The following is a 15,162-nucleotide window of genomic DNA, read 5'->3' on the forward strand; positions in this document are numbered from 1 at the left end:
CGTTATACGATCACAAGGTAACTGACAACTTCAAAGTCGTTAATTTGCTGTGTTGAGTTTCCAGTCAATGTGGTGCCTCCAGGGTTAAAAAGACTCGCAACTCCTTTCTCTTCGCTTTTGCCCGCTATATCCTCAACTGCAATGCTCAATAAATGTTGTTGCTCATTCATATCTTTATAGCTTTTTGTTGCTCTTTCTATCTCAGCATAAGCGTGTTCATCTGGCTTTTTGGCTTGACTAGAAAGTTTTTTGATTATGTCCAGAGTATGCTTAGCCTGAGTGAAGGAGTACACAACCTCCTCATCTTCAGAGACGTAAACGAGATAGTAAGGTGCAAGAGCATAGCTCTCGTCAACTTGAACTGTTCCTGATTTATCTTTCAAACAAAAAATAACACCTGGTTCCAATTCATCAGCAATGTTAGATAACTCCTCATCAGCACTATCAATACGAACAGGTGCAAACAGACCTGTTGGTGCTGTTTCTAATGTATCCAAATGCTCTTTTAAATAGTCTGACAAATCCATTCTAAAGTCATTCAAAGTTAAATCTGTAATGGATACACCACCTGAGATTTCTTCTAGGTCAACAACCTGCCCTTGAAGCTGCTCTAACTGCTTACGACGATAATCCAAATCGTTCATCTCCGCAGCGTTTTGCTCAATGACGTTTTCTTCACCTGTAGCTGAGATATCAAGCAACACCATTCTGCCACTTACTCTAGCCTCCAGATTAATATATTCATCAAGCTCCATGTTTGGCCAGAAGTTAACTAGCTGAATTTTGTCATTAACTGAGCCTAGTCGGTCAATACGACCAAATCGTTGAATGATCCTGACTGGATTCCAATGGATGTCATAATTAATAAGGTAATCACAATCCTGCAAGTTTTGACCTTCTGAAATACAGTCCGTTGCAATCAATATATCTATTTCTTCTGAAAACTCAGGAAACACCTTCTCACGCTCTTTGGATATAGGTGAGAAGTGAGTCAACATGCTATTTAGATCAGCTTTAACTCGCTTACCTCTTGGATCTGTTAGCGTAGTATCGGTTCTTTTCCCTGTAATAATGGCCGTTTTAATTCCAAACTGAGACTGCGTCCAAGTGGCTAACTCATCGTATAAATATTCTGCTGTATCAGCAAAGGCTGAGAAGATAATAACTTTTTTGTTTGAACCATTAATCGGAGCGTTGACCTTATCGATTATCGACTCTTTCAATGCCTTAAGTTTTGCATCCCGTGAGGCTTCAACCTGTCTAGCTTCTTGCACTATTTCTCGTAAAAAAGCACAGTCCGCGCCCAGATCTTGTGCATAACGAATGAGATCCATATCTTGCAATCGAACCTTCGTCTTTTTGCCTACCATAAATGGTGCTAATTCAGGGCTTTCCATCTCAAGATCATGAATCTCTTCAATCGGCGGAGCAACAAACTCTTCCGTTAAATCACCATTCACTCTAGGAGCAAGGTGCTGACTAAAATGCTCAATCTGCCGCAGTATCGACTCTACTTGGCCTAGTAATTTTTCAGACGTTAATTTGAATGAAAAGATAGAGCTTTCCATTCGCTTCAATAAGTTAATTCGCATTAAGTGAACCAAGCTAGCCTCTCGGTCTACTTGCTTAAATGTCGAACCACCTTTCACTTGTTGATCGTAACGTCGTGCATACTCTGCAATTTTATTAGGCATTACATATTGCATTGGTGAATAGCATGCCAGAGTTAGGCGACGAATAGTGTCGTTAACATCTTTCAGTGGTGGAAACTCTTTTTGTAGATCAATTTCCGATTTTACATTCTTAGGTAACAGGCGCGTTGGGAACTTACCCACATCTTCAGTACCGTAATATTTTTCAATATGCTTGCGTGAACGGGCAATGGTGTAGATATCTAGTAGTTTAAAGTAATCGAAATTAATCGTATCTAGAAGCTCTTGAGATGTACGCTCCTCCGAAGGGCGCTTTGACCAAGCATTAAAGTGTTTTTGAGCCGTTCTTAACGTACTTTCGATACTGTTAATGCCATGCTCATGGAGTGCAGAATCATTGGCTTCTGTGATAAAAGCCACCTGGTTTTTCATATCGTTTAGTCGATTATTCACTGGTGTTGCAGACAACATCAAAACTTTAGTTTTAACACCCGCTTTAATGATATCGTCGAGTAACCTTTGATAGCGATTCTTACCGTCTTTTTTAGGGTTGTTGTTACGAAAGTTATGGCTCTCATCAATCACGACTAGATCGTAGTTACCCCAGTTTATCGTTTCTAAATTTATTGCCCCTGAGTACCCTTTGAAGCGACTCATATCGGTATGATTTAATACATCATAATTAAATCTATCGTCAGCTAATAAGTTGCGCTTATCGTTTTGCGTATAGACTAGCCAGTTATCACGAAGCTTCTTCGGACAAAGTACTAACACTTTGTCGTTGCGAAGCTCGAAATATTTGATAACGGCTAATGCTTCAAAAGTTTTACCAAGACCTACACTATCTGCAATGATACAACCGTTATATTTTGACAGCTTATCAATCGCACCTAAAACACCATCCCTCTGAAACTTATATAATTTATTCCACACTAGAGTATCTTTGAAACCTGTGCGTGTATTAATGATGTTCTCTTCTTGCAGTTCACCTATGAAGTCTTTAAATAGGTTATAGAGGGTCACGAAATATATGAAGTTAGCGGGTTGGTCTTTAGTTAGTTGTTCTAGCTGCGTTAGTAATTCTTTTTTAGCGTCCCTAACTTGACCTCTGGCGCTCCAAACCATGTTGAAATAGGCTAACAAATCGTTTGATTGTGGTGCTGGTACCTGAGTAATCATGTCAAAAGATGCTGATTCTGTTAAACCTAAACCCGAACCATTAAATTGAGCGCCATCTACAGCGGTTAAATCTCCACCTTCAGATAAAATTATGTGTCGGCCAACAGCCCCAGGCTGACTAACGAGTTTAACGTTCGCCTTTTTTTCCAACCACTCTGCGAACTCTCTAGCGACAGCTTTTTGATTTAGTTGATTGCGAAAGCGAGTCTCATACTCTCCACCCAGCAAAGTGCCGAAAGGACTACTTACATCCGATACGTTTCCAAAGCCCTTAAACTGCGAGAATAGAATTCGAGCTGACTTTAAGTTCGTTAGTTCGTCTTTTAACTCGTTAAAAGCATAGATTGAAAACAAACCTGTCATGATAGACAGTTTGTCGCCTTCCTTTAAGCTGTCTGTGAGTACATCTATAACTTTGTCTGTGGTGTTATCAATTAACATATTGCTCTCTATAGCTTAGTTACGTCTAAACCAGCAGATTTCAGACGAGAGGTAAGATTTCGCATTTTACTAAATTCAGTGCCATAACTAGGCTTTAAATTCAATACTTCACAGAATTCTCTAGCTGTAATATTTGGTAGTTCATCAGCATACTTTAGGCATTGAATCTGTAATTCTGCCATCAACTGATTACGAGGGGCTGATTCAATAGCTAACTTAATTGCATCAATAATTCGGGAATCCATAGGCTTCATCATTATTTTGCTAATTTAGAAAATATAGCAAATTAATGATAAATCAGTATTACCTTAATGTGCCATAACACTTCGCTCTGACATTCTTCTGACACTCCACAAGGAAATGTACATAAAGTAACCACCAATTCTCACTTTATGAATAACCGTACTCCACATGACACCACATTTCCTTTATCGACAAGGTTATGACTTACTAACCAAAGGTACTTCAGCTACAGATAAATCTTTAGCTATAAAGTATTTGTTTCAATCAAGTTCATTAAAGCACCCAGAAGCCCTGTATGCATTTGGGCGACTTTATATAGATGGTGATTATGTTGAAAAAAACGAAAGTACTGGCGTTCGTTATTTAGAAGATGCTCACGCGTTAGGCATTGTTGCAGCATCCTTTGAACTATCACTTCTTCAATATGAGAATGCGACTGATGAAGGCGCTGAATTAACTGCGTATAGAGAAATCAAGAGGCTTGCAGAAGGTGGCTATAAACCAGCTGCACTTTGGTTAAATGATGAACTACTAGAATTATCTGAATGTTTCTTGTACGGGGATGCGGTTTTTCCCAGTAAACACAAAGCTCAGTCATTATTAGTCCAAGCTGTCGAAGAAAAATTGGTTGTGGACATAACTCTACTTGAAGAGTACATGCTCAACTTCGATGATTTCCCTATAAGTTTTTACCATGCAGTAGAAAAATTGAAGTTGGAGGTACTTTCTTCTGACGAGTTGGTAGATATTGCTAACCGATATCTAGAATCAGCTTCATCCCATATTAGAAGTAAAGCCATAACATTATTCAAACGTGCAGCAGAAAATGACGACGAGTATGGCCTTCTTGGGATGGCTAAATGCTATCAGGAGGGGATCGGTTGCCCCGTCAATGATCTAGAAGCAAATCGCTTATACCGAATCCTTGCCGACGAATACTCAATTAGCGAAGCTGCATTCAAGTTAGCAGAACGACTCGATGAAGAAGTAGGTATAGACATTAGCTTTGAACTTTCCGCTTTCTATTACTTTTGCAAAGCAGCTTCTTTTGGCTCTGAAGAAGCAGCCTATAGAGCTTACGAAATACTAGAGACTGATCCATCAGTAGTAGACGGCATTATTTCTTCAAATTTATTCCATCACTTGGATTGTTACGATGAAAACCTTGATATCAATTGCGATGAATACAATCATGACAGATTGAAATTAAAGCTGTTAGATATTGCCTCACAAGGAGAAAATACGACAGCCCATTTCCAATTTGCTGAATCAATCAACGAGTTACTTTGGGACACCTCACAGGCTACTAAGCACTACCGTTTTGCCGCTGATTCGGGGCATGCGCAAGCTGCGTACGAATACGCTCTTCACCTAGAAAAAGAAGGTAAAGATAGGCTCGCCCACAAATACTTCTGCATTGCAGCAGAAAATGATATTGATAAAGCCTTTTATAACGTTGCGTGGAATCTTTACAATGGCGAAGTTTGTAAAAAGGATATTTCAGGAGCGGAGTTTTGGTTTAAGAGATGCGCATTAAAAGGGAATGTACATGCAATGTATGTTCTTGGTTTTTGCTTTTTATACCACAACGAAACGCCAGAACGCGAGCAAGCTAGCATCCTTTGGTTGAGGCAAGCAGCTGACCAAAACTCAACCTATGCCCACTACGAACTTGGTCGTTGCTATCAAAATGGTTGGGGAGTAGACAAAAACTACATAACCGCCCGCGAACACTATAACCACTGCAAAAAAAACTCTGACAACACAGAAGAAGTCCAACAGAAACTAGATGAGTTAGATGAGTTGGTTTGGAGTTTTTATGAGAAACACGCTGAAACATAACTCATTTTGGACTCTACTTATACAAACTCGCTTAATGGTCTTTCAATTCATATAGTTCTGAAATATCTATCTCCAAATAGCGACAAAGAACCTCGATAACATCTAGGTCAACACGAGTTGCTGTTTCATTGTACATGCGAGTGATAGTACCTCGATTAATCTCTGTATCTCGCGATACGTCAGATATTTTAAGTCGCTTCTCACCCATGATTCGAGATAAGTTACATTTAATCATAATGACCTGCTATAGATATTTTTTATTACTTAAAAGTTAAAATTACTTGTAAAAGCACCACCTATATATTATTTTAATCTGTAGGAGGTTAATTTACTGCTTTGAGGGCAAATTTTAACTGCAATATTACACCTCTGGTGGACTCTATGGTAGTAGTTGTTTAGTAGAAGGTTAAGAAGGTCAAGCTTTGGAGTCATTAAGCTAAAGGAGAGCTTATGAAATATAGTAGCGAATCGATCCACGCCACGAGTACTTGCTTAGATATTTTGGATAATCCAATGTTTGAAACATGGACTGAAGCAAGGATAGATGAAATCAAAATAGACCTATGCGAAATGATACAAGAACGGTCGCATAGTGTAGACCCGACAAATCTAGCAGAACACATGGTCACTGTTCTGAAAAATGTAAAATCAACTGGAGTTAGACCGAGCGAAAATCAAATCCTTGAGAGTATTCAGCAGAAGTTACGGTCAACACCTCCCCTACCTTTCTAAATAAAGCAGTTATTAATTTAGGATGGTGAAGTGAATTCATACGCGTTCAGCCATCCTGTTATCCATTCTAAAGCCAACAGCAATCAGGCGACCTTGTTCCAGTGTCGTTTAACTGTCGCAATTCCCAGCCCAAGTTGATTCGCCGTTTTGCTCTGCGATAACCCTTCTGATTTGCATGTCTGAACTAGCTTTGTTGTGGCGATAGCAGCAGGTCGGCCCAATTTTTTACCTTCATATTTTGCCCTCTCTAAGCCTTCTCGAGTTCGTTCACGAATTCGATTACGTTCAAATTCAGCAAATGCTGAAAACATCTGTAGCATCAACTTCCCTTCTGAGCTAGATAGGTCTGATACAGGCAGATCTAAACAAACAACCTTAACCTGTGCATCACTAAGAGCTTGAATTGTCTGCTGAACATCAATGTTGTCCCTACCGAGCCTATCAAGCTTAAGGACTATTAAAGTATCCCCTACTTCCAGTTTATGATCTAGCAAATTTGAAAACTGTTCTCTATCTCTAGCTTTAGAGCTACCTGAGACAGTTTCAGATATAACACGAGACGGCAAAATATCGAATCCAGCCTGTCTAATAGCTATAATTTGATTTTCGACCGTTTGCTCTGTTGTTGATACGCGGCAATACGCAAATACTCTGCCCATAAACCCTCGTTGGAATCATAAAACCTGGTATCAATATACGATTGGTATCATTATTTGTAAAGTACATTTTTTGATACCAGTTTAAGCTATCAAAGAGCGGCATCACTAAACGTATGTTTATTGATACCCAAACAAGGCTAATATTTAGCTTCATTACATCCTTTATAAGTACGGTGATAATTAGCCAATAAGTCTTTAATTATGAGATCAATGGATGCATCCTCAAAACCCTTAAAGGTTAAAATAGTTGATTTTGCTGTTTTGTTTTTAATAATGGATAGGTTCCCATCATTAACAATCACCTCTGTACCTGATTTTTTCTTCAATCGTTTATTAATCTTAGTTAAATACTCTTTAGATAAAGATGGATCATCGAGTGAAGTTAATTCATATACTACCGATTCATAATAATCATAGTCCGTTTCACGAAGACTCATAATTCTATGAATAGTGTCAACATTTTCAAAAGTTAAATTATCAGTATCAAAGAAGGGAAGTAACTCTTCAGAGATCGTACCAAAACGACGCAACTTACGGATTAGATCTGGACTCTTCTCTAACTCTCGAGAAATATCAGTAATAGTTAGACCTTGCTTAATCTGGTATTCAATATATTTCGAGTATTGATAATTATTCATATGCACAGTTTCACAGTTCAACCTAGCAAAATGTAATGTTTCATAACAATCACTATCTGAAACGACTAGTGTAATCTCAAACTTATCAGTATTACTATCTTCCTTTAAGAAGGCAGATAACGCTGATACCGATGATACTATTTTTATCTTTGAGGTTATATTATCTAAATAAGCAAACGCCGTAACCACCTGCTCCTTAACTAATATATTATTATCTTTTTTAATTGAATATTTCATATTTTCATCAAGAATAACATGATTATTAACTTGTTCTCTATCCAGTGACACCTTTACATATTCAATTACTTTACCGAATGCATTATTTTGACACGAAATAATGTATTCTTTTTCTAAAACTTCGATTTTTTTCATTATTATTATTCCCAAGCTTTAATTTAACAATACATAAAAAAACAACAGGAAACAATAACCAAAAAGAATAAGCAATGCGAAATTTATAATTAACCGCAAAGCTTAATGCGATTTTAATTTCACAAAACACTGTTATTTTATTAGCTAAATGCGTTCAAAAGCAGCACAAGTGTGCTCGAACGCACTTAATATCACACTAAAAAAGCAAGAAAGCAGGAGGGAAAAGCATTTTATGTTATTAGCACCTTATAGAAAGATTATAATTTTATAATAGTTATAAGAATTATAATAGTTATAATATAGCACGAAAATAAAATGGAGTTAACTATTAGATGCCATATGACCATAAAAATTTAAATCACATATTAATAACGAAAATTGGGGGGTTGTCGTAATTTTACTTAATATTAATCAACATCATCCTTAAATATTTATTTTTTATAAACCCTCTCACCTCACACTTGGCAATTCACCCCATCAACCAATACGCCAACCAAGGCGAAACGTTCATACCCCTGCTGCAAAAACATGATATGGCATGCGTTGGGATCACCAAGCCTACATGGCCACCCATTTATCACGATAAACCTCAGATTTGATAATGCGAGAACACACTAAGGAGGTAAAGAATCTTAAAGTCACAACAACATAATTAGAGTTCATCAGGGTCAATCGTAGCGGATTCGACTCGATAGCCTCGTACGACTTGTAGAAAGTCGATGAGGTTCATTTCAAGCTACTCATCAAAGAGCAATTTACTAATAGAAGACAACTACACGATTGGGCTTGTTCAACACCCAGATAAAGTGTCAGCTGGGCGACACTTATCCTTATTTGTTATATTCACATTGCTAAAGGTGCTTAATTAAGTCAATGTAATACCTTAAAGCAAAACAAAACTTTGTTGCATCCAATATAATGACCCAGTCTTTTTTATTGAAGCTACCTTTGAGCTCACACTTACCTACCCAATACTCTGAACCAGATTCATTTTTGGCAAACACTAAATCGTACGAAGTTGCATGAATAATTTTATTACAACACTCTCGGAGAGAAGGCTTAAAACTTCCTTTTCTTACTTCGGCAACTTGTTCAAAATACTCAAAAGCTTCTAGATCGGGTGAATATTTGGGATTATCTTCAATAGAAAAGTCATAGCTATCTTGTAAAACCCTTGTACGTGTAGCACATAGAATGAGGTGACTACTTACCATCTCAATTAACCACTCAATGTAAGACGCGTACTCTATTTCGTAGTCAGAAACAGAGTATTCTTCCACCTTTTCTGTGTTGTACGATTCTGACAACTTGCTCACATGATTAGCGCTTGCCGAAGCTAATTGTTCAATATAGTACGCTTCGTGTACGATCGAATTGTAGTAAATAGGATGTGACATTTTATCTCCGTGAACATAACATTCTTAATAACAGGTCTGCTCGTTTTTCTGCTTGCCTAACTTTCATTTAAACTACCATAAGCAACTGAAATACAATGCATAAAAATCGCACTTTGAGTTCTGTCTTTACGTAAAAACGAGCGCGCGTGTTATCATTTTTTAACAATACCTGTTATCTCAAGAAGAACAGTATTAACTCCAATTATTAACAGCAACTTATATAATCTTCTATCGAGTAAACGAGACTGCCCCATCGACAAAACAAGCCAATTTTTAGAAGAAATTCGACGACATATGCGAATGCGAGGATACAGTCTCAGAACAAAAAAAGCCTACTTATATTGGACCTGCAATAGTGTTAGCGCATCGAGTGTGACATAAAATCTTCGACTAATCTCACCTAAGTGGTCACTGACATTTTTACACACATACAAAAAAGCCCCTTACTTTCGTAAGGGGCTTTTTTTGAATATGGTACCAGCGGGCGGACTTGAACCGCCACGCCCGAAGGCGGGGGATTTTGAATCCCCTTTGTCTACCAATTCCAACACGCTGGCATTAAACTAAACTATAAAACACTATAAAACACTTTTCAAGTGCATACTACAATAATTTTTCTAGCTTCTTCAGTAGGTTACATGCAATTTGAGCATAGACGCCTTGGATTTTGAATCCGTCGTGTATACCAATTTCACCACACCGGCATTGCGCACCTACAAGGTACGTTTTGCATTATACGTAACAGGCGATGCCGTGCAAGGGTAAATATTATAATTATGAACCGTTCGCATATTTTTTAGGCATGAACCCCTCTTTTTTGCACTGAACCTCTGTGCAGATAGGTTACAAATGCTATTCTGACGCGCAAAACACCCTAACTAGAATATCGGATACATGAACTCACAAAATTCTTTACCCAAAGCAGGTTTAATGCGTCGCCTCGGGGCTTGGATGTATGATGCGCTGATCGTGATTGCGATTGAGATTATGGCCGCGGGTATCGTAGTGGCTATTTTTGAGGCTCTTGTTGCATCAGGAGTGATGAGCTACGGACCGTATATAGACGCAGCAGACTATTTAACTCACCATCCTATATGGAGTGCTTTATTTACCCTGTATTTAGCACTGATTTGGATTGGTTTTTTCGTATTTTTTTGGACAAGAGCCGGACAAACCCTGGGTATGCGAGCGTGGAAACTGCGAGTACAAAATGCCGGAGGAGCTCCCATTAGCGTCACTCAAGCGTGTATTCGTGTGGCAACCTCTGCCTTTGGCTTGAGTAACTTAGCGGTTGTGATTGATCCAAACAAACGCGGTTTTCACGATATATGGGCTAAAACTGAAGTAGTGGTATTACCTAAAGCCATTTAATTCCATAAATAACGGGGCATTCTCGCTTGTGAGCTTTCTCTGCCCATTAAAAAAGGAAGGCCATTTAGGTGCCTTCCTTTTTTGTTTATGAGCCGGGTCAGAGCTTACGCCGTAGCAATATGATGGCTACTAACATAAAGGCGACACTTGGTGCCAGCGCCCCCCACATGGGTGGTATTTGATACACCACACTTAAAGGGCCGAAAAACTCGGACGAAATATAAAACGAGAAACCGGCAATAACCCCTGATAATATCCTGGCCCCCATAGTGACACTACGCAATGGGCCAAATACAAACGACAATGCCAGCATCATCATTACCGCTATAGATAACGGTTGCGTTATTTTGCGCCAAAACGCCAGGTCATAGCGGGCGGCGTCTTGCTCCGATTCTTTCAGATAATGTACGTAGCTGTACAAACCCGATAACGAGAGCTCCTCTGGTTTTACCGTCACTATTTCTAGCCTATCTGGCACTAGGGTGGTTTGCCACTCTTGCTCGTCTTGCTTGCTCTTAGAAATTTGAGTTTCGTTAGTGTATAGCGTGGTAGTGACGTCTTTTAAAATCCACGTATTATCTTGTGCAAAATCGGCGCTTTTAGCAAAAATACTGCGCATAAGATCTTTGTTTTTATCGTATTCCCAGATATTTACCGCTTGCAGGTTATCTTCTTTTACATGACCAATGTAAATGAAGTCGTCACCATCTTTTGCCCATACCCCAGTACGGGCCGACACAATATGACCACCAGAAACAGAGATGGTACGCAAGTCACGGGCCATTTTCTGCGCCTGTGGTGCGCCCCACTCTCCCAGTAGCATCACGATAAGCATTAACGGTAAGGCCGTTTTTAATACCGAAACACCAATGTTGACCTTAGAGTAGCCCGCCGCTTGCATTACCGTAAGTTCGGAGCTGGTTGCTAATGTACCAAGAGCAATCAATGCGCCGAGCAATGCCGCCATTGGGAAAAATAACTCAATGTCACGAGGCACACTTAGCAACACAAAATACAAGGCGTGCAGTAGATCGTAAGTCCCCCGACCCACTTTGCGCAATTGCTCAACGTATTTGATAATGCCAGATAGCCCTACCAAAGTGACCAAACAGATACTAGTGGTTGCGACAATGGTTTTGCCGATATATAAGTCTAGGATCTTAAACACTTAACTGGCCCTCTTTTGGCGAAGCTTGTCTTTCCAACGCCGCACGGGTTGGCTGTCCATGGAGTTGAGGATAAGCCCCACCACCAATAAACTAATATTCATCGGCCACATTCCTATCACATCGGATATTTTGCCCTCTTCTATGGCCGATTTAGCGGCACTAATAGACATAAAGTAGGCCAAATAGAACAAGATTGCTGGCCCCATTTTCGCAAAACGCCCTTGCCGCGGGTTCACCGCCGATAACGGGATCACCACTAATGTGAGCAATGGAATACAGATGATCAAACTGATACGCCAGTGCAATTCTGCCTTGGCTTTTTTGTCTGGGTTATTAAACAACTGAATGGTTGGTATTGCCTCATAGTCTCGCCCTTTAGGTTTGACTTCCCTTTGTCCAATGAGTGCATCGTACTCATTAAACTCCGTTCTCATGTAGTCCAGTTGCGTTGGGATACCTTCGTATCGAGAGCCATCAAACAAGGTCAAAATTTGTCGACCATCGGACAACTCTTTTGCCTCGCCAGAATCGGCAAAAGCCACACTTGGACGAATAGAGCCTTCACCCACAGTTTGCGCAATAAATACATTGGTCAGTTTTTTATCTTTCAGTTGATCGATAAAAACAACGGCCGAACCATCAGGAGTGCGTTGAAATTGCCCTTTTTGCAATAGCTCAACACTGGTTTCAGCGGCGAGTTTGTCCATAATTTGTGCTTCTTTGTCTTGAGACCAAGGAGCAAAGTACAGAGAATTAAACGCAGCAAGACCTGAAGTGATCAGTGCTAGGTACAATGCAGCTTGAATTAGGAACTTGTTCCCAATGCCTGTTGCATTCATTACAGTTATCTCACTTTCAGCATATAAACGGCCGAAAGTCAGCAAAATCCCAATGTATAAACTCAGCGGCAGCATCAACAGCCCCATTGCGGGCATGTTTAAACCAACCACTGTCATAATAAGTCTGGCGGGAATATCGCCATTTGAGGCATCGGCCAACACACTGATAAACCTTTGACTTAAAAAGATTAAAAACAGCACGAAAAAGATGGCCAACTGACTCTTGATTGTCTCGCGGATCAAATATCTAACAATAATCACGCTAAAGTCCCTATAAGCTTGGATGCAAAACTTGTATTTTTACAGGAATCGCTATAATTTCTGAATGAACCTTTAATTTTTCAAATTTTTGACTAATCGATAATCAACTAACTTGCTTACACTCATTGAGTAAACATAGCTCTTGACCAAGATTCAACAAGTTAAGCAGTTATTATCTAACATTTATTGCGGTTTGTCTTCAGGATGTAGGAGTAGGCATGGAGTTCAGTGTAAAAAGTGGTAGCCCAGAGAAGCAACGCAGTGCTTGTATTGTTGTTGGTGTCTTTGAGCCTCGTCGTCTTTCACCGGTTGCAGAACAGCTGGATAAAATCAGTGATGGCTATCTAAGTTCGCTATTACGCAGAGGTGATTTGGAAGGAAAACCAGGGCAAATGTTGCTATTGCATCAAGTGCCAGGAGTACTTTCAGAACGCGTATTGCTGGTTGGTTGCGGTAAAGAGCGTGAGCTTGGTGAGCGCCAATATAAAGAAATTATTCAAAAGACCATCAGTACTCTCAACGAGACGGGTTCAATGGAAGCGGTTTGTTTCCTTACTGAGTTGCATGTGAAAGGCCGCGATACCTACTGGAAAGTACGTCAAGCGGTAGAAGCCACACATGATGGCCTTTACACTTTTGACCAGTTTAAGAGCAATAAGCCAGAAACTCGTCGTCCACTGCGTAAATTGGTATTTAATGTGCCAACGCGCCGTGAACTCAATATTGGTGAACGTGCCATTAGCCATGGTTTAGCTGTGGCATCTGGCGTGTCTGCATCAAAAGACCTTGGCAATATGCCCCCTAACGTGGCTAACCCTGCTTATTTAGCATCTCAAGCTCGTCGTCTTGCTGACGACCATGAAACCGTGACCACCAAAATCATTGGTGAGCAAGAGATGGAAAAATTGGGTATGACTTCATACCTTGCTGTGGGTCGTGGTTCACACAACGAATCCATGATGTCGGTCATTGAATACAAAGGCAACCCTGATGCTGACGCTAAGCCTATTGTGCTAGTAGGTAAAGGCTTAACCTTTGATTCAGGCGGTATCTCTCTTAAACCAGGCGATGGCATGGATGAGATGAAATACGACATGTGTGGCGCGGCAAGTGTGTTTGGTACGATGAAAGCACTGGCGCAATTGAACCTACCGATTAATGTAGTGGGCATTCTTGCGGGCTGTGAAAATATGCCTGGTAGCAACGCTTACCGCCCTGGGGATATTTTAACCACTATGTCTGGGCAAACCGTTGAAGTACTCAATACCGATGCCGAAGGCCGTTTGGTATTATGTGATGCACTGACTTATGTTGAGCGTTTTGAACCTGATTGCGTTGTCGATGTGGCGACACTTACCGGCGCGTGTGTCATTGCCCTTGGTCATCACATTAGTGGTGTGCTTTCCAACCACAACCCACTTTCTCATGAGCTAGTTAATGCTTCTGAGCAATCGGGTGACCGTGCTTGGCGTCTCCCTATGGCTGATGAGTACCAAGAACAAATCGCCAGTCCATTTGCCGATATGGCCAACATTGGTGGTCGTCCTGCGGGCACAATTACTGCGGGCTGTTTCCTGTCTCGCTTTACCAAGAAATATAACTGGGCTCACCTAGATATTGCCGGTACGGCTTGGAAATCGGGTCAAGCAAAAGGCTCAACAGGTCGCCCTGTATCACTATTAGTTCAGTTTTTACTTAACCGCAGTGGACAAGAAGCCGAAGAGTAATCACGGTAAATCTCAGCATATGCAAATCTTTGTGTGCTAATCTAATCTTTATTGCGCCTCCTTCGGGAGGCGATTTTTATTGAGAAAGAACATGTCTGTCGCGACCTTTTATGTCATTAAAGCTAATAGCTCCGCCGATTCGGCAGCGGGGTTTCAAAACTATGTGTGCTACTTAATTAGGCACTTTACCGCTCAAGGTGCTCGTCTTTATTTGCATACAAAAGATAAACAAGATGCCGAACAATGGGATGAGTGTATTTTTCAGTTAAGTGAAGAGGATTTTATTGCACACAATCTAGCTGGTGAAGGGCCCAGACAAGGAACTCCGCTAGAAATAGGCCATACTAATACTCGTCTGCATCGCAGCCGTAATATCGTCATTAATCTAGCGCAAGATGATACAAACTTTGCGGGAATAGTGCCTCAAGTGGTAGACTTCGTGCCTTGCGATGAAAAAGCGAAGCACATCGCCCGAGAAAGATATAAAATTTATCGTCAAGCAGGTTATGAAATGCAAACAATAACCATTGACGAATAAGCTAAATAATCCAAACTTCATAGCTAAAGCATTTATCAACAGGTGCTTGATAAACCCTTAATTTATGCAGTTTGCCATCCACCAATTATCCATGTAAGAGTA

The 15,162-nt window shown here is 40.2% G+C and carries 12 protein-coding genes and 1 tRNA gene; 4 read left to right on the forward strand and 9 right to left on the reverse strand.

Annotated elements, in window-relative coordinates; genetic code table 11:
- Positions 1–2 precede the first annotated feature (2 nt).
- Together OCU56_RS11045 and OCU56_RS11050 are read right to left on the reverse strand one after the other, a co-directional pair.
- Positions 3–3,272, reverse strand: a complete 3,270-nt coding sequence (locus OCU56_RS11045; RefSeq protein WP_261873264.1) for a helicase-related protein — start codon at positions 3,270–3,272, stop codon at positions 3–5.
- Between the two features lie 8 nt (positions 3,273–3,280).
- Positions 3,281–3,529, reverse strand: a complete 249-nt coding sequence (locus tag OCU56_RS11050) for an HTH-like domain-containing protein (RefSeq protein WP_261873265.1) — start codon at positions 3,527–3,529, stop codon at positions 3,281–3,283.
- A 154-nt stretch (positions 3,530–3,683) separates the two neighbouring features.
- Here OCU56_RS11050 and OCU56_RS11055 point away from each other — a divergent pair, with 154 nt between their 5' ends.
- Positions 3,684–5,357, forward strand: coding sequence for a tetratricopeptide repeat protein (locus OCU56_RS11055; RefSeq protein ID WP_261873266.1), 1,674 nt, complete (start codon positions 3,684–3,686; stop codon positions 5,355–5,357).
- Positions 5,358–5,388: 31 nt separating this feature from the next.
- Here OCU56_RS11055 and OCU56_RS11060 read toward each other — a convergent pair whose 3' ends face one another.
- The 5 genes from OCU56_RS11060 to OCU56_RS11080 all read right to left on the reverse strand — a co-directional run bounded on the left by OCU56_RS11060 (position 5,389) and on the right by OCU56_RS11080 (position 9,712).
- A complete protein-coding gene (locus OCU56_RS11060; RefSeq protein WP_261873267.1) occupies positions 5,389–5,592 on the reverse strand; it encodes a helix-turn-helix domain-containing protein in 204 nt (67 codons plus the stop codon).
- A gap of 580 nt (positions 5,593–6,172) precedes the next feature.
- Positions 6,173–6,748, reverse strand: a complete 576-nt coding sequence (locus OCU56_RS11065; RefSeq protein WP_261873268.1) for a recombinase family protein — start codon at positions 6,746–6,748, stop codon at positions 6,173–6,175.
- Positions 6,749–6,885: 137 nt separating this feature from the next.
- Complete coding sequence (locus OCU56_RS11070; RefSeq protein ID WP_261873269.1) at positions 6,886–7,758, reverse strand: hypothetical protein; 873 nt, start codon at positions 7,756–7,758, stop codon at positions 6,886–6,888.
- A gap of 851 nt (positions 7,759–8,609) precedes the next feature.
- Positions 8,610–9,155 (reverse strand): hypothetical protein, encoded by a 546-nt coding sequence (locus OCU56_RS11075; protein ID WP_261873270.1) that lies wholly within the window; start codon positions 9,153–9,155, stop codon positions 8,610–8,612.
- A gap of 472 nt (positions 9,156–9,627) precedes the next feature.
- Positions 9,628–9,712, reverse strand: a tRNA-Leu gene (locus tag OCU56_RS11080).
- A gap of 337 nt (positions 9,713–10,049) precedes the next feature.
- On the opposite strand from OCU56_RS11080, the gene OCU56_RS11085 reads away from it, so the two are divergent.
- Positions 10,050–10,526 carry an RDD family protein gene (locus OCU56_RS11085; RefSeq protein WP_261873271.1) on the forward strand — a complete coding sequence of 159 codons (477 nt, stop codon included), beginning with the start codon at positions 10,050–10,052 and terminating at the stop codon, positions 10,524–10,526.
- Positions 10,527–10,623: 97 nt separating this feature from the next.
- Here OCU56_RS11085 and lptG read toward each other — a convergent pair whose 3' ends face one another.
- On the reverse strand, positions 10,624–11,694 hold the full coding sequence (gene lptG, locus OCU56_RS11090; RefSeq protein ID WP_261873272.1) for an LPS export ABC transporter permease LptG: 1,071 nt from the start codon (positions 11,692–11,694) through the stop codon (positions 10,624–10,626).
- The gene (gene lptF / locus OCU56_RS11095) at positions 11,695–12,795 is read right to left on the reverse strand and encodes an LPS export ABC transporter permease LptF (RefSeq protein WP_261873273.1); all 1,101 of its coding nucleotides are present in this window, start codon (positions 12,793–12,795) and stop codon (positions 11,695–11,697) included.
- A gap of 218 nt (positions 12,796–13,013) precedes the next feature.
- Between lptF and pepA the strand changes: the two genes are divergently transcribed.
- Complete coding sequence (pepA, locus tag OCU56_RS11100) at positions 13,014–14,522, forward strand: leucyl aminopeptidase (RefSeq protein WP_261873274.1); 1,509 nt, start codon at positions 13,014–13,016, stop codon at positions 14,520–14,522.
- A 91-nt stretch (positions 14,523–14,613) separates the two neighbouring features.
- Positions 14,614–15,060, forward strand: coding sequence for a DNA polymerase III subunit chi (locus tag OCU56_RS11105; RefSeq protein ID WP_261873275.1), 447 nt, complete (start codon positions 14,614–14,616; stop codon positions 15,058–15,060).
- Positions 15,061–15,162 lie beyond the last annotated feature (102 nt).

Origin of the sequence: Vibrio rarus (assembly GCF_024347075.1) — a bacterium.
GTDB classification, from domain to species: Bacteria; Pseudomonadota; Gammaproteobacteria; order Enterobacterales; family Vibrionaceae; genus Vibrio; species Vibrio rarus.